This is a genomic window from Variovorax sp. GW821-FHT09B01, from assembly GCF_059418345.1.
Map to the genome: position 1 here is coordinate 197,055 of NZ_JBWKPQ010000006.1, position 17,906 is coordinate 214,960.

Annotated in this window: 19 protein-coding genes; 8 read left to right on the forward strand and 11 right to left on the reverse strand. The window is 70.1% G+C overall.

Translation table 11 applies throughout. From position 1 onward, the window contains the following. The first annotated feature begins 60 nt into the window (after positions 1–60). Positions 61–519 carry an Lrp/AsnC family transcriptional regulator gene (locus AC07RV_RS19920; RefSeq protein WP_057594273.1) on the forward strand — a complete coding sequence of 153 codons (459 nt, stop codon included), beginning with the start codon at positions 61–63 and terminating at the stop codon, positions 517–519. Between the two features lie 9 nt (positions 520–528). On the opposite strand, the gene AC07RV_RS19925 is transcribed toward AC07RV_RS19920, so the two are convergent. Then, positions 529–1,431, reverse strand: a complete 903-nt coding sequence (locus AC07RV_RS19925) for an SDR family oxidoreductase (RefSeq protein WP_057594274.1) — start codon at positions 1,429–1,431, stop codon at positions 529–531. A 112-nt stretch (positions 1,432–1,543) separates the two neighbouring features. Between AC07RV_RS19925 and AC07RV_RS19930 the strand changes: the two genes are divergently transcribed. Beyond that, on the forward strand, positions 1,544–2,422 hold the full coding sequence (locus AC07RV_RS19930; RefSeq protein WP_296789098.1) for a CoA transferase: 879 nt from the start codon (positions 1,544–1,546) through the stop codon (positions 2,420–2,422). 21 nt (positions 2,423–2,443) lie between these two features. Here the strand turns inward: AC07RV_RS19930 and AC07RV_RS19935 are convergent, their stop codons facing one another. Next, positions 2,444–3,436: a Bug family tripartite tricarboxylate transporter substrate binding protein gene (locus tag AC07RV_RS19935; protein ID WP_296789096.1), complete on the reverse strand. Its 993-nt coding sequence runs from the start codon at positions 3,434–3,436 to the stop codon at positions 2,444–2,446. 141 nt (positions 3,437–3,577) lie between these two features. Here AC07RV_RS19935 and AC07RV_RS19940 point away from each other — a divergent pair, with 141 nt between their 5' ends. After that, a complete protein-coding gene (locus AC07RV_RS19940; protein WP_296789094.1) occupies positions 3,578–4,561 on the forward strand; it encodes a LysR family transcriptional regulator in 984 nt (327 codons plus the stop codon). Positions 4,562–4,570: 9 nt separating this feature from the next. On the opposite strand, the gene AC07RV_RS19945 is transcribed toward AC07RV_RS19940, so the two are convergent. Beyond that, complete coding sequence (locus AC07RV_RS19945; protein WP_296789092.1) at positions 4,571–5,521, reverse strand: hypothetical protein; 951 nt, start codon at positions 5,519–5,521, stop codon at positions 4,571–4,573. A gap of 127 nt (positions 5,522–5,648) precedes the next feature. On the opposite strand from AC07RV_RS19945, the gene AC07RV_RS19950 reads away from it, so the two are divergent. Further along, positions 5,649–6,029 (forward strand): tautomerase family protein, encoded by a 381-nt coding sequence (locus AC07RV_RS19950; RefSeq protein WP_296789089.1) that lies wholly within the window; start codon positions 5,649–5,651, stop codon positions 6,027–6,029. On the opposite strand, the gene AC07RV_RS19955 is transcribed toward AC07RV_RS19950, so the two are convergent. From AC07RV_RS19955 to AC07RV_RS19965, 3 genes are all read right to left on the reverse strand, one after another. After that, positions 5,983–6,900 carry a DMT family transporter gene (locus AC07RV_RS19955; protein WP_296789087.1) on the reverse strand — a complete coding sequence of 306 codons (918 nt, stop codon included), beginning with the start codon at positions 6,898–6,900 and terminating at the stop codon, positions 5,983–5,985. The genes AC07RV_RS19950 and AC07RV_RS19955 overlap by 47 nt on opposite strands. A gap of 63 nt (positions 6,901–6,963) precedes the next feature. After that, a complete protein-coding gene (locus AC07RV_RS19960) occupies positions 6,964–7,743 on the reverse strand; it encodes a helix-turn-helix domain-containing protein (protein ID WP_296789085.1) in 780 nt (259 codons plus the stop codon). A gap of 40 nt (positions 7,744–7,783) precedes the next feature. Next, positions 7,784–10,207 carry a YgiQ family radical SAM protein gene (locus AC07RV_RS19965; protein ID WP_296789083.1) on the reverse strand — a complete coding sequence of 808 codons (2,424 nt, stop codon included), beginning with the start codon at positions 10,205–10,207 and terminating at the stop codon, positions 7,784–7,786. 229 nt (positions 10,208–10,436) lie between these two features. Here AC07RV_RS19965 and AC07RV_RS19970 point away from each other — a divergent pair, with 229 nt between their 5' ends. Continuing rightward, positions 10,437–11,390 (forward strand): bifunctional helix-turn-helix transcriptional regulator/GNAT family N-acetyltransferase, encoded by a 954-nt coding sequence (locus AC07RV_RS19970; RefSeq protein ID WP_296789081.1) that lies wholly within the window; start codon positions 10,437–10,439, stop codon positions 11,388–11,390. A 21-nt stretch (positions 11,391–11,411) separates the two neighbouring features. On the opposite strand, the gene AC07RV_RS19975 is transcribed toward AC07RV_RS19970, so the two are convergent. The 4 genes from AC07RV_RS19975 to AC07RV_RS19990 all read right to left on the reverse strand — a co-directional run bounded on the left by AC07RV_RS19975 (position 11,412) and on the right by AC07RV_RS19990 (position 14,871). After that, a complete protein-coding gene (locus AC07RV_RS19975; RefSeq protein ID WP_093342572.1) occupies positions 11,412–12,194 on the reverse strand; it encodes a 3-hydroxybutyrate dehydrogenase in 783 nt (260 codons plus the stop codon). A 14-nt stretch (positions 12,195–12,208) separates the two neighbouring features. Beyond that, on the reverse strand, positions 12,209–12,988 hold the full coding sequence (locus AC07RV_RS19980) for an acetoacetate decarboxylase (RefSeq protein WP_093342574.1): 780 nt from the start codon (positions 12,986–12,988) through the stop codon (positions 12,209–12,211). 90 nt (positions 12,989–13,078) lie between these two features. Then, entirely contained in the window at positions 13,079–14,209 is a 1,131-nt protein-coding gene (locus AC07RV_RS19985; RefSeq protein WP_177239304.1) for a patatin-like phospholipase family protein, read from the reverse strand. Between the two features lie 212 nt (positions 14,210–14,421). Continuing rightward, positions 14,422–14,871, reverse strand: a complete 450-nt coding sequence (locus AC07RV_RS19990; protein WP_093342577.1) for a CHRD domain-containing protein — start codon at positions 14,869–14,871, stop codon at positions 14,422–14,424. A 141-nt stretch (positions 14,872–15,012) separates the two neighbouring features. Between AC07RV_RS19990 and AC07RV_RS19995 the strand changes: the two genes are divergently transcribed. Further along, the gene (locus AC07RV_RS19995) at positions 15,013–15,597 is read left to right on the forward strand and encodes a DUF924 family protein (protein ID WP_296789077.1); all 585 of its coding nucleotides are present in this window, start codon (positions 15,013–15,015) and stop codon (positions 15,595–15,597) included. A 6-nt stretch (positions 15,598–15,603) separates the two neighbouring features. On the opposite strand, the gene AC07RV_RS20000 is transcribed toward AC07RV_RS19995, so the two are convergent. After that, entirely contained in the window at positions 15,604–16,524 is a 921-nt protein-coding gene (locus AC07RV_RS20000) for a YihY/virulence factor BrkB family protein (RefSeq protein WP_256222480.1), read from the reverse strand. An 86-nt stretch (positions 16,525–16,610) separates the two neighbouring features. Between AC07RV_RS20000 and AC07RV_RS20005 the strand changes: the two genes are divergently transcribed. Then, on the forward strand, positions 16,611–17,207 hold the full coding sequence (locus AC07RV_RS20005) for a chromate transporter (protein ID WP_093342580.1): 597 nt from the start codon (positions 16,611–16,613) through the stop codon (positions 17,205–17,207). A 61-nt stretch (positions 17,208–17,268) separates the two neighbouring features. Continuing rightward, positions 17,269–17,868, forward strand: coding sequence for a chromate transporter (locus AC07RV_RS20010; RefSeq protein WP_208508103.1), 600 nt, complete (start codon positions 17,269–17,271; stop codon positions 17,866–17,868). Positions 17,869–17,906 lie beyond the last annotated feature (38 nt).

Sequence of the window (17,906 nt, forward strand, 5' to 3'; positions counted from 1 at the left end):
TCATCGAAAATCGGCGCTCCCGGCCGATGGACCATCGGCGAACCCTTCCGCTCATCGCGCATGGACATCGACAAGAAAGACCGCCTGATCCTCGAAGCCCTGCAGGCCGACGCGCGCCAGAGCCTCGCGGCGCTGGGCAAGCGCATCGGCCTGTCGCAGCCGGCCATGAGCGAGCGCGTGCGCAAGCTCGAGGACGCGGGCGTGATCGAGGGCTACGGCGCGCGCGTCAACCTGCGCGCGCTCGGCGTGGGGCTGCAGGCCATCATCCGCATCGACACCACGCATGCGGGCATCGCGCGCTACCTGAAGCTGTTCGAGCAGATGCCCGAGGTGCTGAGCGCCGACCGCGTGACCGGCGAGGACTGCTTCATCGTGCGCTGCGCGATCGCCGAGCCGGCCGACCTCGAGCGCGTGGTGGACGCGCTCGCGGTCGACGGCGCGGTCACCACCTCGCTGGTGCTGTCGAGTCCCGTGAACAAGCACGTCACCGTGCACGCGGCGAAGCCGCCGAGGAAGTAGCGCGCAGGCTCAGCGCTGCGTCTTGTCCTTCTGGTTCTGCGCCTCGATGCGCTCGCGCGCGGCCAGCCAGTCGCCGTCGCTCCACTGGCGCAGCTCGTAGAAGTTGCCGCCATTGGCCAGCGCGTTGGCGCCGTCCATCATGATGCTCTGGCCCGTGAGCCAGTCGCACTGGCCCGGCGACATCAGGAAGGCCGCGAGGTTCTGCAGCTCGCTCATGCGGCCGGTGCGCGCCATCGGGCTCATCGCGATGGTGCGCGCGCCGGGCTCCTCGCCGGGGTTCAGGCGCTTGCTCATGCCCTCGGTCGGGATCTCGCCCGGGCCCACGGCATTGAGCCGCACGCCGTAGCGCGCCCATTCCACCGCGAGCGACTTGGTCATCACCTCGATGCCGGCCTTGCTCATCGCCGAGGGCACCACGTAGGGGCTGCCGTTGTCGACCCAGGTCACGATGATGCTCATCACGCTGCGGAAGGCATCGCCGGCCTTCCACTGGCCCGACTTGGCCTCGGCCACCCAGCGCTTGCCCACGGCCTGCGTGACGTAGAAGCTGCCGTGGAAGACGATGTTCGCGATCGCGTCGAAGGCGCGCGGCGAGAGGCTCTCGGTCGGCGAGACGAAGTTGCCGGCCGCGTTGTTCACCAGGCCGGTGAGGCCGCCGCTCTGCCAGAGGCTCTCGACCATCTCGTCGACGCTCTGGGCGACGCGGATGTCGACGCCGAAGGTGTCGATGCGCCGTTCGGGAAACTGCTGGCGCCACTCGGCCGCGGTCTCCTCGCAGACCGACTGGCGCCGGCCGCAGATCGCGATGTCGGCGCCCAGGCCGAGGAAGCGCTCGGCCATCGCGCGGCCGAGCCCGGTGCCGCCGCCGGTCACGAGGATGCGCTGGCCGCTCATGAGGGAAGGTTGGAACATGCGTCGTCTCCTGGAGGTTTGCCTGACGGCGGCCATGCTACGCGCGGCGGGCGCCGCGCGCATCGGGGGCCGGGTCGCGGGCGCGACGCGGGGCTGGGGCGAGAATGGCGCCATGCCCGACTCCATCGACGCCTCCTCGCAGCCGCTCGCCGGCGTGCGCATCCTGAGCCTCGCGCTCAACCTGCCCGGCCCGGCCGCGCTGCTGCGCTGCCGCCGCATGGGCGCCGATTGCCTGAAGCTCGAGCCGCCCGCGGGCGACCCGATGGCGCTCTACAACAAGCCTGCCTATGCCGCGCTGCACGAGGGCATCGCCATCGAGGCGGCCGACCTCAAGAGCGAGGCCGGCCAGCGCGCGCTGCACGAGGCGCTCGCGCGCACCGACGTGCTGCTGACCTCGTTCCGTCCCTCGGCGCTGGCCAAGCTCGGCCTGGACTGGAACGCGCTGCATGCGCGCCATCCGGCGCTGTCGCAGGTGGCGATCGTCGGCGCCCACGGCGAACGCGCCGAGGAGCCGGGCCACGACCTGACCTACCTCGCCGAGAGCGGCCTGGTCACCGGCACCGAGTTGCCGGCCACGCTGTTCGCCGACATGGGCGGCGCGCTGCTCGCGAGCGAGGCGGTGCTCAAGGCGCTGCTGCTGCGTTCGCGCGGCGCCACGGCGCAGGGCGTGTACCTCGAGGTCGCGCTCAATGTCTCGGCCGACTGGCTCGCGCTGCCGCGCACCTGGGGCCTGACGCAGCCGCAGGGCGCGGTCGGCGGCGCGCATGCGGGCTACCGCGTCTATCCCTGCGCCGACGGCCGCGTGGCGGTGGCCGCGCTCGAGCCGCACTTCGCCAACCGGCTGTGCGAGGCCGCGGGCCTGGCCTCGCGCGACATGATGGCGCCGGCCACGCACGAGGGCGTGGCGGCCTGGATCGTGGGCCGCAGCCGCGCCGAACTCGAGGCGATGGCGCGCGAGCGCGACGTGCCGCTGCTCACGCTGGCGGACTGAAGCCCGCCGGGCCGGCGGACCTCAGAGCTTGATACCCGCCGCCTTCACCGTCGGCCCGAGCACCGCCACCTGCTCCTTCACGATGCCCTCGAAGCGGGCCGTCGTCTCGGGCTTGGCGACGATGCCCAGCTCGATCAGCTTCTTCTGGACCTCGGCCATGGCCAGCACCTCGTTGCAGGCGGCATGGAGGCGCGCCACCACCTCGGGCGGCAGCTTCGCGGGGCCGCTGAGGCCGAAGAAGTTCTCGAGCACCAGCTTGGGCTGACCGACTTCGGCGATGGCGGGCACCTCGGGCATCAGCGGCGAGCGCGCGCTGCCCGTGACCGCCAGCGGCACCAGCTGGCCGCTCTTGAAGTACGGCACGTAGGCGGTGATCACGTCGATCCCCACGGGGATGGTGTTGGCGATCAGGTCGGTGGTCATCGGCGCGCCGCCGCGGTAGGGCACATGCTCCAGGTGCAGCCCGGTCACGCGGCGGATCAGCTCACCGTGGATGTGGCCGATCGAGCCCGGGCCGCCCGAGCCGAAATCGAGCCGGCCGTCCTTGCGCGCACGGGCTTCCAGGTCGGCGAAGCTCGCGATGCCCGAGCCCTTGCTGGCCATCACCACCAGCGGCGCCGAGCCCAGCGCGGCGATGTGACTGAAGGCCGCGACCGGGTCGTAGGGCTGCTTGTCGAGCGTGAACGGCCCGAGCGCGATCGGCGTGGTGTTCGCGAGCATCAGCGTGTAGCCGTCGGGCGCCGCGGCCGCCACCTGGGCGCCGCCGATGGTGCCACCCGCGCCGGGCTTGTTGTCGATCACCACCGCCTGGCCGAGCCGGCGCGCGAGCTGCTCGCCCATCACGCGCGCCAGGATGTCGCTCGAGCCGCCGGGCGGGAAGGTCACGACGATCCTGATCGGCCGGTCGGGCCACTGCGCGAAGGCCGGCAGCGCGAGCGCGGCGGCGCCGGCCGCCAGCAGTTGCAGCGCGCCGCGGCGCGAGGGTCGAGCGAGGGAGAGGTCGGTGGAGTTCATGGCACGGTCCAGCAAGAGCGATGCCCGCACTCTAGGAACGCACCCATGGCACGCCAATCGCTAGCGCGTTATGCGCGGCATAGCAAAGCGCCGGGCCTGCACGATGGCTTGGCACCAAAGCTGTGCAGCGCCCTTCCCTCCATGTCCCGCGCCAACGATCCTTTCGACACCTACCTGCTGCGCGTCTTCGCCGTGCTGCTGGCCGAGCGCAGCGTCTCGCGCGCCGCCACCCGGCTCAACCAGTCGCAGCCGGCCGTGAGCACCGCGCTCAAGCGGCTGCGCGAGATCTTCGGCGATCCGCTGCTGGTGAAGGACAAGCAGCGCATGGTGCCGACCGAGCGCGCGCTGCGGCTCGAAGCCTCGGTGCGCGTGGTGCTCGGCGAGATCGACGCCCTGCTCGCGCCGGCCGACAGCTTCGATCCCGTGACGACGCGGCTGACCTTCCACCTCGGCACGCCCGACTACCTGGCGCCGCCGCTGATGGCCGCGGTGGTGCAGTACCTGCGCGGCACCGCGCCGGGCGCGCGCCTGTTCATGCATCCGCTCGGGCCCGAGTTCGATGTCGAGGCCGCGCTGGCCGACGGCTCGCTCGACGTGGTGGTGGGCAACTGGCCGCAGCCGCCCGAGCACCTGCACACCACCTTGCTGATGGAGGACGAGATCGTCTGCCTGGTCGACCGCGACCACCCGGGCGCGCAGGGCCTCGCGTTGAGCGACTACCTGCACGGCGCCCACGTGGTGCCGCAGCTCTACAGCACCCTGCAGCGCGGCGTGGTCGAGAGCCACCTGGCCACGCTGCGCCTGGCGCGCACGCCGACCGTGACGGTGCCCTACTTCTCGATGGCGCCGCAGCTCCTGCCCGGCACCGACCTGATCTTCACCACCAGCCGGCACTTCGCGCAGCACTACGCCGCGCTGCTGCCGCTGGCGATCGTGCCGGCGCCGCTCGACTTTCCGCCGATGCGCTTCTACCAGCTCTGGCATGCGCGCCACCAGCGCGCGCCGGGCCACGTGTGGTTCCGCTCGCTGCTGTCGGCCGTGATGCGCACGGCCGGCGCCACGCGGCATCTGCGGATGCCGCCGGCGAAGACCGCCGCGGCGCCGCTGACCCTGGACCGGACCTGAGCGGCCGCGTCAGCGGCCCAGCCCCTCGCGCTGCCGGTCCTCGCGCTTGAGCGCGAGGTAGGTGTCGAGGTCGATCTCGTGCAGCTGGCGCGGGAACTGCTCGGCGGCTGCGAACCAGTGGCGCTGCCGCTGCTCGGACTGGCCCTTGGCATCGGCCGCGAGGTAGGCATCGAGCGTGAGGAAGTAGCGCATCGCATTGCGCTCCACCAGCCCGCGCATGCCGCGGATGTACTCGGGCTTGCCGTCGGGCGTCTGTCCCACCACGGTGAAGCCGACCTTGTCGCGCCCGAAGGTCGCGAGGTAGGCCTGGGTGGCGAGCTTCACCATCATGCTGTGGTCGTAGCTGTAGCTGAAGTGCAGGAAGCTCTTGTGCTCGTCGAGCGCCACCGCCTCCAAGGTGACGTGGTAGTTGCTGGTGCCGAACGGGCCGCTGGCGGCCGACAGGTCGATCATCAGGTGATCGGGCGTCGCGCTCGCCACGCGATAGGCGAAGGGCAGCTCGAAGGCCTGGTCGACCGGCTTGTCGTAGCGCCGCACCACGAAGAGCGTGAGCGTCTCGCGGCCCGGCGCGCCGCTCACGCGGCAGCGCCGGTTGTTGACGTGCAGCAGCATCAGCTCGCACCAGTTGGCCGAGCCCTTGAGCGCGCTGCCGACCTCCGACAGCGGATGCTCGACCACCGCGTAGACGTCGCCCTGCAGCCCGTCGGGCGTCTCGATCGAATCGAGCTGTATGGGGCGGCCGAAGCTGCTGCGCTCGAGCTTGTCCTTGATCTGCTTGTGCCGGGCGCGCAGCGCCTGCGCGGGCGCTTCGCCGGCCGCCGGCTCGGTGGCCGTGGGCGCGGCGACGGCCTGGAGACTGCCCGCCAGCAGCCAGCCGCACAGGACGGCGCCGCAGGCACGCCACAGGTGCCGCGCTGGCGAGAACATGCCGGGACCAGGCCGGTAGAACGAAATGCTCATCGGACCACACCATACAACGGCGCGGCCTTTCGCGTGCTCGGGCGCTTCCCGCGCCCTTGCCCATGCAGGCCGGCGCGGACGCGCCCACAATCGCGCCGAGCGCCTCCCGCTCGCCAAGGAAGACACCATGCCCCTCGTCCGCATCGACCTCCCCGACACCGCTCCCGAGACGCTCGGCCCGGCCATCGGCGACCTGATCTACCAGGTCATGACCGAGACCATCAACGTCCCGCAGGACGACAAGTTCCAGGTCATCGCGCGCCATCCGCCGGGGCAACTCGTGCATCCGCGCAGCTACCTGGGCATCGAGTATTCAGCGCGCTTCGTGCTGATCCAGATCACGCTGAACCAGGGCCGCAGCATCGAGATGAAGAAGGCCTTCTACCGGCACGTGGCCGACGGGCTGCACGAGAAGCTCGGCATCCGGTGCGAGGACGTGTTCATCAGCCTGGTCGAGGTGGTCAAGGAGAACTGGTCGTTCGGAAACGGAGAGATGCAGTACGCGTAGCCCAGGCGCCGCCGGCCAATGCCACGCCCGGCAGCACCAGCGCGAGCGCGATCCAGGTCGAGGCCGTGAGCGGCTCGCGCAGCAGCCAGGCCGCGCCCACGGCGGTCATCAGCGGCACCAGCGCGCCCGAGAGCGAGGCGCGCGCCGCGCCCAGCCGCGCCACGGCCAGGCCGTAGAGCGCGAGCCCCAGCAGGCCCGCGAACAGCCCCTGCCCCACGGCCTGCAGCGCCACCTCGCGCAGCGGCGCGCTCAGCAGCTTGGGCGCGCCCGCGAACCACAGCAGCGGCAGCAGCAACAGCGTCGAGCCGAGGTTGATCGCGGCCGCGCCCTGCCAGGCCGTGAGGCCGCTGCGGCGCAGCGCCAGGGTATAGCCCGACCACAGCAGCGCGGCGAGCAGGAACAGCAGGTCGCCGCGCCATGCCGAGGCGGCCGCGGCCAGCCCGCCGAGGCCGGACACCGCGAGCCCCGCGGCCATCAGCGCCAGCCCGAGGCAGCGCGAGCGCGCGGGCCGCTCGCCATCGAGCCACCAGCCGCCGAGCGCGGTGAACAGCGGCACGCTGCCGGCCACGAACACGCCCATGTGGGCGGCCGGCGCCCACTGCGCGCCGGCCATCACCACCAGCCCGAACGGCAGGCCGCCGCCGAGCACCAGCAGCAGCCCCTGCCGTGCCGGCAGCGAGCACAGCACCGCGCGCGAGGCCCACGCCACCGGCAGCAGCACCAGCGCGGGAATCGCATAGCGCAGCACCGCGAGCTCCAGCGGGCCGAGCGAGGTGGTGACGCCGTGGCGCGAGGCGATCTGCCAGCCGCTGCCGATCAGCGCGGTGGCGAGCGCGGCGAGCACGCCTGTCCAGGGAAGGGATCGGTTCATGCGGCCAGTCTGGCCGTGCGCGCCTGGCGCCGCTATCAAGATCCTGCGCAGCTGCGTGCGGACTTACGCGGCGTGAAGCGCGCGGCGCGCCTCGCCGGGCGTCACGCCGACCTCGCGCAGGAACAGCGCGCCGAGGTGGCTCTGGCTACAGAAGCCGAGCGCGTGCGCCAGGCCCGCGAGGTCGCGTTCGCCGGCATCGAGCTGCGCGAGCGCGGCGGCCAGCCGCAGGTGCAGCCGGTACTGGTGCGGACTCAGCCCCGTGCGGCGGCGGAAGCTGCGCGCCAGATGGAACGGCGAACTGCTGGCGGCTTCGGCCAGTTCGTGCAGCGACAGCACGCGGCCGTCGACGGCCTCCGCCGCCAGGCAGCGCCGTGCACGGCCCACGGCGCCCTCGCTGTGCGCGCTGCCGCCGGCCGCGAGGGCTTCGGCGATCAGTCGCGCCGTGGCATCGACGCCATCGAGCCCCGCTTCGAGGCGACGCCAGTGCAGTCGCAGCCGGTACAGAGCGCGCGGCGACAGCAGGCGCTGGGCCGGCTCGCCGGTCCAGGGCGCGTCGGCCACGCCGTCGGCGGCGCTCACGACCACGCTGCAGCGCGGCTCGCGCGCCTGGGGGCGCAACTGGTAGCGCTGCGCGGGCGCGACGCGCAAGGCCGTCAACGCATCGATCCAGGCACCAGGGCCGTCGTCGCCGCGAAACTCCATCGCGGCGGCATCGAAGGGCAGCACCAGCCGCCCCGAGGGCGCGGTGTAGACGGGACTCCATTGCGGCGCGGTCTCGTGCGAACGCACGCGCTCCACGCGCCAGCGCGGGTCAGTGGCCAGGAGGATGCGTTGCTGTGCCATGGCGGCCGGGGCGATCGCCGGAGCCGGATCGCCCGCCGCTTCAGCGCACCTTGCGCGCCGAGGGCTTGCCGCCGGCGGGCTTGGCCGAGGGGCGGCCCGAGCCGGTGTCGCGCGGCGGCAGCCCGGTGTGCTGCGTGAGGATGCGGCCCTTCGAGGGCTTGACCATCGGCAGCTTCACCGAGGGCGCGGCCTTGGCGGTCTTCGTTGCGGGCGCGCTGGTCGAGTTCTTGCGGCGCGCGCTGGTGTAGCCGCCGTCGGTCAGCGGCTGCCAGGTCGGGATCAGGTGGTGCTTGCCGTTGCCGATCAGGTCGGCGCGGCCCATGGCCTTGAGCGCCTCGCGCAGCAGCGGCCAGTTGTTGGCATCGTGGTAGCGCAGGAAGGCCTTGTGCAGCCGGCGCCGCTTCTCACCGCGCACGATGTCCACCGTCTCGCTCTCGCGCGTGATCTTGCGCAGCGGGTTGCGGTTGCTGTGGTACATGGTCGTGGCCGTGGCCATCGGGCTCGGGTAGAAGGTCTGCACCTGGTCGGCACGGAAGCCGTTCTTCTTGAGCCAGATCGCGAGGTTCATCATGTCCTCGTCGCTGGTGCCCGGATGCGCGGCGATGAAGTACGGGATCAGGTACTGCTTCTTGCCCGCCTCGGCCGAGTACTTCTCGAACATCTGCTTGAACTTGTCGTAGCTGCCGATGCCGGGCTTCATCATCTTGCTGAGCGGGCCCTGCTCGGTGTGCTCGGGCGCGATCTTCAGATAGCCGCCCACGTGGTGCTGCACCAGTTCCTTCACGTACTCGGGCGACTGCACGGCGAGGTCGTAGCGCAGGCCCGAGCCGATCAGGATCTTCTTGATGCCGCGCAGCGCGCGCGCGCGGCGGTAGATCTTGATCAGCGGATCGTGGTTGGTGTTGAGGTTCTGGCAGATGCCCGGGTACACGCAGCTGGGCTTGCGGCAGGCGGCCTCGATCTCGGGCGACTTGCAGCCGATGCGGTACATGTTGGCCGTGGGGCCGCCGAGGTCGGAGATGGTGCCGGTGAAGCCCTTCACGCTGTCGCGGATGGCCTCGACCTCCTTGATGATCGAGTCTTCCGAGCGGCTCTGGATGATCCGGCCCTCGTGCTCAGTGATCGAGCAGAAGGTGCAGCCGCCGAAGCAGCCGCGCATGATGTTCACGCTGAAGCGGATCATCTCCCAGGCCGGGATCTTGGTCGCGCCGTCGTGGCTGCCGTTCTCGTCGGCATAGCGCGGATGCGGGCTGCGCGCATACGGCAGGTCGAACACGTGGTCCATCTCGGCCGTGGTCAGCGGGATCGGCGGCGGGTTGATCCAGACGTCGCGCGCGGTCGTGCCCTCGCCATGCGCCTGCACCAGCGCGCGCGCATTGCCGGGGTTGGTCTCGAGGTGCAGCACGCGGTTGGCGTGCGCGTAGAGCACCGGGTCGGCACGCACCTGCTCGTACGAGGGCAGGCGGATCACCGAGCGGTCGCGCGGCGGCACCTTGGTCTTGCCACGGCCCTGCAGCGCGGGGTTGGGTACGAACTGCAGCGGCTTGATGGCGGGGTTGACCACCGCGGCGGCGGCTGCCGCGGCGGCCGGCGAACCGGCGACCTCGGCCGCCTTGGCGACCGCCTCGGCCTCGTCCTCGCGCGCGCAGCTCGCGCCGTTGGCCTTGGCCTGGTCCGAGACCATCAGGTAGGGATTGACGTGCGCCTCGACGCGGCCCGGCTCGTCCACGCTGGTGGAGTCGATCTCGAACCAGCCCTCGGGCGTTTCGCGGCGCACGTAGGCGGTGCCGCGCACGTCGTCGATCTGGTGCACCGGCTCGCGCGCGGCGAGGCGGTGCGCGATCTCGACGATGGCGCGCTCGGCGTTGCCGTACAGCAGCAGGTCGCACTTGGAATCGACCACGATCGAACGGCGGACCTTGTCCTGCCAGTAGTCGTAGTGGGCGATGCGGCGCAGGCTGCCTTCGATGCCGCCGAGCACGATCGGCACGTCGTTCCAGGCTTCCTTGCAGCGCTGCGAATAGACGATGGCCGCGCGGTCGGGCCGCGAACCGCCGACGTCGCCGGGCGTGTAGGCGTCGTCGCTGCGGATCTTGCGGTCCGCGGTGTAGCGGTTGATCATCGAATCCATGTTGCCGGCGGTCACACCGAAGAACAGGTTCGGCTTGCCGAGCGCCTTGAAGGGCTCGGCGCTCTGCCAGTCGGGCTGGGCGATGATGCCCACGCGGAAGCCCTGCGCCTCGAGCATGCGGCCGATCACCGCCATGCCGAAGCTCGGATGGTCGACGTAGGCATCGCCCGTGACGATCACGATGTCGCAGCTGTCCCAGCCGAGCGCCTCCATCTCCTGGCGCGAGGTCGGCAGGAACTTCGCCGTGCCGAAGCGGGCTGCCCAGTACTTGCGGTAGCTGGTCAGCGGCTTGGCGGCGCGCGCGAAAAAGGAGACGTCGACGGGGGCGTTCATCAAATGGGGGTGGTGCGGCAGGCGGCCTCGAACGGAAACGAGAGATGCGGCTGCGATGGGTAACCCGCGATTTTAGGGTTTTCCACCCTTTCTGTCCCGTGAAAGCGGTGGCGCGGCTTCGGGATTAGGGGCATCGGCCCAGGGAGGGCACCGCTTCGCCCTGCCGGCATTGAAAGCCTGAGTCATTAAATTACTTGCTTTTGTCAATCAATTGACGGATAGTCGCGCCATGCCGACCACCGAATCCCCTGCCGTTTCCGCTGTTCCTGTCGAAGCCGTCAAGGCGGTTCGCCGTTTCAACCGTTTCTTCACGCGCCAGGCCGGCGTGCTCGAGCCCTACCTCGGCGGCGCGCTGCCGCTGACCGAAGTGCGCGTGCTCTACGAACTCGCGCACCGCGACGCGCTGGTCGCGACCGATCTCGCGCGCGAACTGGGCCTGGACGGCGGCTACCTGAGCCGCATCCTCAAGCGCTTCGAGACCGAGGGCTGGATCGTGCGTTCGCCGAGCCCGCGCGATGCGCGGCAAAGCCTGCTGACCCTGACCGAGGCCGGCCATGCCGCCTTCGCGCCGCTGCAGCAGAAGTCGCGCGAGGAAGCCGCCGCCCTGCTCGCGCCGCTGCCGCCACGCGAACGCGAACAGGTGGTCGAGGCCATGGGACGGATCGAGCGCCTGCTCGACCCCGCGGCACCGCGCGCACCCACGCGCACCGTGGTGCTGCGCGATCCCAAGCCCGGCGACATGGGCTGGGTGGTGCAGCAGCACGGCGAGCTCTATGCGCGCGAATACGGCTGGAACAGCGAGTTCGAGGCGCTGGTCGCGGAGATCGTGGCGCAGTACCTCCGCAAGTTCCAGCCCGAATGGGAAAAGGGCTGGATTGCCGAGCTCGACGGTGAGCGCGTGGGCGCGATCTTCGTGGTGCGCAAGTCGGCCACCACCGCGCAGCTTCGGCTGCTGCTGCTCACGCCCGCCGCGCGCGGCCTGGGCCTGGGCAGCCGGCTCACCGACGAGTGCATCGCCTTCGCGCGCGCCAAGGGCTATCGCAAGATGGTGCTGTGGACCAACAGCTGCCTCACGGCCGCGCGTGCGATCTACGCCAAGCGCGGCTTCGAACTCGAGAAGACCGAAGCCTACGAGGGCTTCGGCCAGCAACTGGTCGGCGAGACCTGGTCGCTGAAGCTCTAGCGCCGCTGCAGGCGGCTGCGATTACTGCATGTACCAGCCATGGCTCACCACCAGCGACTGGCCGGTGAGCGCATTGGTCGGGAAGGCCGCGAACAGCAGCGCCACGCGCGCCACGTCGTCGGTGGTGGTGAATTCGCCATCCACCGTTTCCTTGAGCATCACGTTCTTGATGACTTCCTGCTCGCTGATGCCCAGGGTCTTGGCCTGCTCGGGGATCTGCTTCTCGACCAGCGGCGTGCGCACGAAGCCCGGGCAGATCACGTTGGCGCGCACGCCGTGCTTGGCGCCTTCCTTGGCCACCGTCTTCGCGAGGCCGATCAGGCCGTGCTTGGCCGTCACGTAGGGGGCCTTGAGCAGCGAGGCTTCCTTCGAGTGCACCGAGCCCATGTAGATCACGCTGCCGCCGCGGCCCTGCGCATACATGTGCTTGAGGCAGGCCTTGGTCGTGAGGAAGGCGCCGTCGAGGTGGATCGCGAGCATCTTCTTCCAGTCGGCGAAGCTGAACTCCTCGACCGGATGCACGATCTGGATGCCGGCATTGCTCACCAGGATGTCGATGCCGCCGAAGGCCTTGGCGGCCTCCTCGACCGAGGCGTCGACCTGTGCCTCGTTGGTCACGTCGACCGCCACGCCGATGGCCTGCGCGCCCGTGGCCTTGAGCTCGGCCGCGGTGGCGTCGGCGGCGTCCTTGTTGAGGTCGGCGATGACGATCTTCGCGCCTTCCTGCGCGAAGAGGATCGCGATCTCCTTGCCGATGCCGCTGGCCGAGCCGGTGATGTAGGCGACCTTGTCCTTGAGTTGCATGGTGGTTCCTTGGGTTAGGGTTGCGAAGAAGACGAAGAAGAGGAAGCAGCGAGGTAGTCGAGCTCGACCGTGCCGAGCGCGAGCGTCATGTCGGCGATGTAGTGCACGGCCGATTCGACCTTGCGCACCGGCAGTTCGGCCACCGGCGCGAGCGCATGCGGATGCAGCTCGAGCGAGGCCGGGCCGGTCCAGGCGCCGTGCAGCGTGACGTCGACCATGTGGTAGCGCACCAGCTCGCAGATGCGCGGCGTGCCATCCACGTGCGGAATGATCTTGAGCAGGAAGTTGGGCTGCGCGATGCCTGCAAGGATCGGGCCGGGCTCGAGCGCGCGGTGCTTGAAGCCCATGGTGGCCTTGGCCACGCGCAGCTTGCCGTAGTCGAGGGTGCCGACGATGGTGTCGGTCTCGTAGTCGAACTGCGGCGAGGCCAGCTTCTTCGGAAAGCCCCAGAGCTCGCGCCCGCCCGCGATCGGCGGATGGTCGTTGAGGTACATCGCATGCACGTAGGCGCCCTGCTCGAGGCCGCGCGCGGTGCGCAGCTGCACCGGGATGACCTGGCCCGACTCGGTGTAGTCGCCGAAGCCGGTGGAGTCGGGCATGCGGATGAACTCGTACTTGACGAGCGGCTCGACCACCTCGAGCGGCTCGGGCACCACGGCACGCAAGGCGTCGAGGTCGGTGCGGTAGGTGATCACCATGAACTCGCGCCGCATGAAGCGGTACGGTCCGGGCGGAAAAGCGGGGCTGGTCAGCGGCATGGCGAAAGCCTGGCGCCGCACGTCTTCAATGTTCACGACATTCCTCCTTTGAAGCATCTTGAATCCGGCAACCAGTCTCGTGCCGGTTTCTTAGCCGGGGCTGAATCGTGAGGGCGATTCTTCTCGTCAGCGTGACAGACCGGGCCGCTTCACGCGACCGCTGCCGCCCTCGCCGAGGTCGAAGGTGGTGACGCCGTTGACCGCGGCGTCGCTGCGCAAGGTCTCGGGATGCGCGAGCACGCGGCGCATGTCGCGCGCGCCCGACTCCCAGTGCTCCTCGACCGCCGCGCGCGAGAACTCGTAATCCTTCGACTCGAGCTCGTAGGGCTTGTCGCGGTAGATCAGGTGGAAGATGTCGATCGGGTGGTGCGTGAGCTCGGCCTGCACCGCCTCGACCGCGGGATCGCGGCGCAGGTGCGGCGGCAGCTTCTCGATCAGGTCGGCGATCGCCTGCTGCAGGTTCATGTTGGCCGCGAGCGCATCGGTGTTCATGCGGGTGCGGCTCGAATAGGTGATGTCCTTCTGCCGCTCCATCACGCCCGACAGCGTGTGCGGCATCTCGCCGCGCGCATTGAACAGGTCGACCTGCAGCACCACCAGCGGCTCGCTGCGCGGATGCAGGTCGAGCACGTACTGCAGCGGCGTGTTCGAGACGATGCCGCCATCCCAGTAGTCGTCGCCGTCGATGTGCACCGGCGCGAAGCCCGGCGGCAGCGCGCCGCTGGCCATGATGTGCTCGGGGCCGATGCGCTGGCGCGTGTTGTCGAAGTACACCGAGTTGCCGGTGCGCACGTTGACCGCGCCCACGCTAAAGCGCGCCTCGCAGTGGTTGATGCGGTCGAAGTCGACCAGGCGCTCGAGCGTGGCCTTCAGCGGCGAGGTGTCGTAGTAGCTCAGGAGCGGTGCTGCGCCGCCGAGCAGCAGGGCCGGCGAATAGCGCGGCTCGAAGAAGCCGGGAATGCCCACCAGCGAGGCCATGGTCGCGCTCCACTGGTTCTGCGTGCTGCGGTCGCCGAACCATGACGGCAGGCGCTGCGAGGGGCCCGAGGACACGAGATGCCAGAACTCGCGCAGCCGGTCGACGCGGTGCTCGGGCGCATTGCCCGCGATCAACGCGGCATTGATCGCGCCGATCGACACGCCCGCGATCCAGTGCGGCTGCAGCTCGGTCTCGCTGAGCGCCGCGTAGACCCCGGCCTGGTAGGCGCCGAGCGCGCCACCGCCCTGCAGCACCAGCGCCTTGCGCGCGGAGCGCATGTCCTCGCGCCGCGCCGCGAAGGCTTCGAGCCTGCGCGCCGCGGAAGCGGCCTGGCTCTTGCGGCGGGCGGGGGGAGATGGGGAACGGGAGGGAGTCGGGACAGAGGAGGAACGGGGCTTCTTCGGGGACGTCGTCATGCGGCCATTTGACATCAGCCCCGTGACCCCCGACTGACCAGGGGGCACTCGAAGCCGCGTTCAGCGGACCTGTTTCACATCTTCGGCAGCAATTGCCCGCGGATCTCGCCGCCCGGATTCGCGGCCGTGTGGACGTTGGCGTACCACTTGCCCGCGCTGAGGTCGGCGGCCTGCGCCGGCGTGAGCGTGGCCTCGCCCTCGATCGGGCTGGCCGCGTTCGAGAACGGCAACACCACGCCGGCATTGGCGCCGGCCGGTGCCGGGCCATGGAAGTGGGCCGCGGTGGCCGGGCCGCTGAGACCGGTGTAGGTGATCTTGTACTTGAGGACGTTGGTGTCGCGGTTGAGCCAGGCCTCGGCCATGCCGCTGCCGCGCGTCATGTTCGGTGGCACCTCGCTGGCCGCGTTCATGGTGCCGCTGAAGCTCGCGACATTGGCCTTGGACATCATGCCGCAGCCGGCCAGTGCCGCACTGGCCGCGCCGGCGACGAGGGCGGCGCGCAAGAGGGTGCCGTATCGGTTCATGGGAAGTCTCCTGATCGTGAATGGATGCAAACCAGCATAGGCAGGGCATTCGCAATCCCTTGTCGGCCACCACCCCGAATTCGCCGTGCACGCGGCGCCAGCCTTGGCATTGAAAGCCGATTGAAAGAAGACAATGCCGCGATGATTTCCGCTCCCGAATCTTCTTCGTCTTCCACCCCGTCCTCCACCCTGCCCTCGGCCCACGATGTGGTGCAGTTCTGGCGCGAGGCCGGCCCCAAGCGCTGGTTCGCCAAGAACGAGGCCTTCGATGCCGAGTTCGCCAGCCGCTTCGTCGAAGCCCACCATGCCGCGGCGCGCAGCGAACTCGACGCCTGGATGAACGATGCCGAAGGCACGCTCGCGCTGCTGGTGCTGCTCGACCAGCTGCCGCGCAACACCTGGCGCGACAACGCCCACATGCTGGCCACCGACGGCAAGGCGCTGGCCGTCGCGCACCATGCGGTCGACGCCGGCTTCGACCGCCAGCTCGAGGAGGTGCTGCGGCCTTTCTTCTACATGCCCTTCATGCATTCCGAAGTGTTGGCCGAGCAGGAGCGCTCGGTCGTGCACTGCAGCGCGCTCGATGCCAACACCCAGCGCTTCGCGGTGCTGCACCGGGACATCGTGGCGCGCTTCGGCCGCTTTCCGCACCGCAACCGGATGCTGGGCCGCACGAGCACGCCCGAGGAACTTCAGTTTCTCGCCGAGGGCGGCTTCAAGGGCTGAGCGCGTTCAGAGATCGCCGCCCGAGCGCGTGCGCGCCGGCACGTGATCGTCCTTGCCGGCGCCGATGCCGACGTCGGAGTGCTTGAGCGAGCCGTAGCTGCGCGCATAGACCCAGGTGAACTCGGCGCCCAGCAGGAAGATCTGCGCCGAGTAGTAGACCCACACCAGCACCACCACCAGCGAGCCCGCGGCGCCGTAGCCCGAGGCCACGCTGCTCTTTCCGATGTACAGGCCGATCAGGTGCTTGCCGATGGTGAACAGCAGGGCCGTCACCGCCGCACCTACCCACACGTCGCGCCACTGCACCTTCGCGCGCGGCATGATCTTGTAGATCATCGCGAAGATCACGGTGACCATGCCGAAGCTGAAGCCGAAGTTGACCCACTGGGCCAGCGTCTCCCAGGCGCCGAACATCGGCGACCACCACTTGCCGAGCGCGGCCAGCGCGGCGCTCGCCACCAGCGACACCATCAGCAGGAAGCCGATGCCCATCACCATGCTGAAGGACAGCAGGCGCACGCGCAGCAGGTTGAAGATGCCGCTGCTCTTGGCACGCGCGGGGGCGCGCCAGATGCGGTCGAGCGCGTCCTGCAGCTCGCCGAACACGGTGGTGGCGCCGACCACCAGCAGCGCGATGCCGATCAGGGTGGCGACGATGCCCTCGCGCGGCTTGTTGACCGCCTGCAGCATGCTCTGCACCGCGGCCGCGCCCTGCTCGCCCATCAGGCCCGAGAGCTGCGCGAGGATCTCGCCGCGCGCGGCCTCCTGCCCGAACACCAGCCCGGCGACGGCGATCACGATCAGCAGCAGCGGCGCGATCGAGAACACGGTGTAGTAGGCGAGCGCGGCGCCCATGCTCGGGGCGTAGTCGTTCGACCAGGAGGCGACGGCGCGGCGGCAGAGGTCGAAGAGGGGTCGCAAATACATGGCGGAAAGTCTCCTGTCGGTGGCGGCACCGTCCTGTCGGAGCGGCACCCGGCATCTTGCCGTCTGCCTACGATAATCGCTCAAACATGCAACCGTCTCCCCCAGCCTCCGGCGCGGCGGCGCCGTCCGCGCCCTCGCACCCGCAGTCGCCGCGCGACCTCTTCGTGTCCTTCACCTTCTTGGCGCTGCAGGGCTTCGGTGGCGTGCTGGCGATCGTGCAGCGCGAGATGGTCGAGAAGAAGAAGTGGCTCACGCCCGAGCAGTTCCTCGAGGACTGGGCCGTGGCCCAGGTGATGCCGGGGCCCAACGTGATCAACCTCGCGCTGATGATCGGCGACCGCTACTTCGGCCTGCGCGGCGCGCTCGCCGCGGTGGCCGGCATGCTCACGGTGCCGCTGTTCGTGATCCTCGCGCTCGCGGTTCTCTACGCGCACTACGCGGGCAACCCGCAGGTCGCGGGCGCGCTGCGCGGCATGGGCGCGGTGTCGGGCGGACTGATCGCGGCCACCGGCATCAAGCTGATCCCGCAGCTGCGCAAGCATCCGCTGGGCTTCGCCACCTGCCTGGCGTTCGTGGCGCTGGTGTTCGGCGCCATCGCCTGGGCGCGCATCCCGCTGGGCTGGGTGCTGCTGGTGCTCGGCGGCGTGGCCTGCGGCTGGACCTGGAAGAGGATCGCGCCATGAGCGCCGCGCCGGGCCGCCCCAAGCAAGCTCGCACCGCAGTGCGAAGCACGGAGCTACTTCAATGACCATCGTCATGCACTGGCACGACTGGCTCGCCCTGTTCGGCCAATACATGCTGCTGTCGATGCTCTCGATCAGCGGCGCCATCACCACCGTGCCCGACATGCACCGCTACCTGGTGGCGCAGCATGGCTGGCTCACCGATGCGCAGTTCACCTCCTCGGTCGCCATCGCGCAGGCCGCGCCCGGGCCCAACGTGCTGTTCGTCGGGCTGATGGGCTGGAACGTCGGCCTCAACGCGGGCGGCGGCATCGGCGCCGGGCCCTCGGCCTGGCTGCTCGGCCTGTTCGGGCTGGCCGTGACCATGGTCGGCATCATGCTGCCGAGCACCACCCTCACCTACTTCGCCACCCGCTGGGGCCACCGCAACCGCAGCCGCCGCGGCGTGCGCGCCTTCAAGCAGGGCATGGCGCCCGTGGTGGTGGGCCTGCTGATCGCCACCGGCTGGGTGCTGGCCGCCGGCAACCACGTGGGCAACGCACCGGCCTGGCACCTGTGGCTCCTGACCGGCGTGGCCGCGCTCATCGTCTGGCGCACGCGCATCCATCTGCTGTGGCTGCTGGGCGCCGGCGCGGCGCTCGGCGCCATCGGTTTCGTCTGACCTTCGCCCCCTTCCTCCTCCCTCTTCTTCCTTCCTCA

Coding starts and splice junctions, on each gene's coding strand:
- AC07RV_RS19920 (WP_057594273.1), top strand. CDS start 61: ATGGACATCGACAAGAAAGACCGCCTGATCCTCGAAGCCCTGCAGGCC.
- AC07RV_RS19925 (WP_057594274.1), bottom strand. CDS start 1,431: ATGTTCCAACCTTCCCTCATGAGCGGCCAGCGCATCCTCGTGACCGGC.
- AC07RV_RS19930 (WP_296789098.1), top strand. CDS start 1,544: ATGCCCGACTCCATCGACGCCTCCTCGCAGCCGCTCGCCGGCGTGCGC.
- AC07RV_RS19935 (WP_296789096.1), bottom strand. CDS start 3,436: ATGAACTCCACCGACCTCTCCCTCGCTCGACCCTCGCGCCGCGGCGCG.
- AC07RV_RS19940 (WP_296789094.1), top strand. CDS start 3,578: ATGTCCCGCGCCAACGATCCTTTCGACACCTACCTGCTGCGCGTCTTC.
- AC07RV_RS19945 (WP_296789092.1), bottom strand. CDS start 5,521: ATGAGCATTTCGTTCTACCGGCCTGGTCCCGGCATGTTCTCGCCAGCG.
- AC07RV_RS19950 (WP_296789089.1), top strand. CDS start 5,649: ATGCCCCTCGTCCGCATCGACCTCCCCGACACCGCTCCCGAGACGCTC.
- AC07RV_RS19955 (WP_296789087.1), bottom strand. CDS start 6,900: ATGAACCGATCCCTTCCCTGGACAGGCGTGCTCGCCGCGCTCGCCACC.
- AC07RV_RS19960 (WP_296789085.1), bottom strand. CDS start 7,743: ATGGCACAGCAACGCATCCTCCTGGCCACTGACCCGCGCTGGCGCGTG.
- AC07RV_RS19965 (WP_296789083.1), bottom strand. CDS start 10,207: ATGAACGCCCCCGTCGACGTCTCCTTTTTCGCGCGCGCCGCCAAGCCG.
- AC07RV_RS19970 (WP_296789081.1), top strand. CDS start 10,437: ATGCCGACCACCGAATCCCCTGCCGTTTCCGCTGTTCCTGTCGAAGCC.
- AC07RV_RS19975 (WP_093342572.1), bottom strand. CDS start 12,194: ATGCAACTCAAGGACAAGGTCGCCTACATCACCGGCTCGGCCAGCGGC.
- AC07RV_RS19985 (WP_177239304.1), bottom strand. CDS start 14,209: ATGCGCTCCGCGCGCAAGGCGCTGGTGCTGCAGGGCGGTGGCGCGCTC.
- AC07RV_RS19990 (WP_093342577.1), bottom strand. CDS start 14,871: ATGAACCGATACGGCACCCTCTTGCGCGCCGCCCTCGTCGCCGGCGCG.
- AC07RV_RS19995 (WP_296789077.1), top strand. CDS start 15,013: ATGATTTCCGCTCCCGAATCTTCTTCGTCTTCCACCCCGTCCTCCACC.
- AC07RV_RS20000 (WP_256222480.1), bottom strand. CDS start 16,524: ATGTATTTGCGACCCCTCTTCGACCTCTGCCGCCGCGCCGTCGCCTCC.
- AC07RV_RS20005 (WP_093342580.1), top strand. CDS start 16,611: ATGCAACCGTCTCCCCCAGCCTCCGGCGCGGCGGCGCCGTCCGCGCCC.
- AC07RV_RS20010 (WP_208508103.1), top strand. CDS start 17,269: ATGACCATCGTCATGCACTGGCACGACTGGCTCGCCCTGTTCGGCCAA.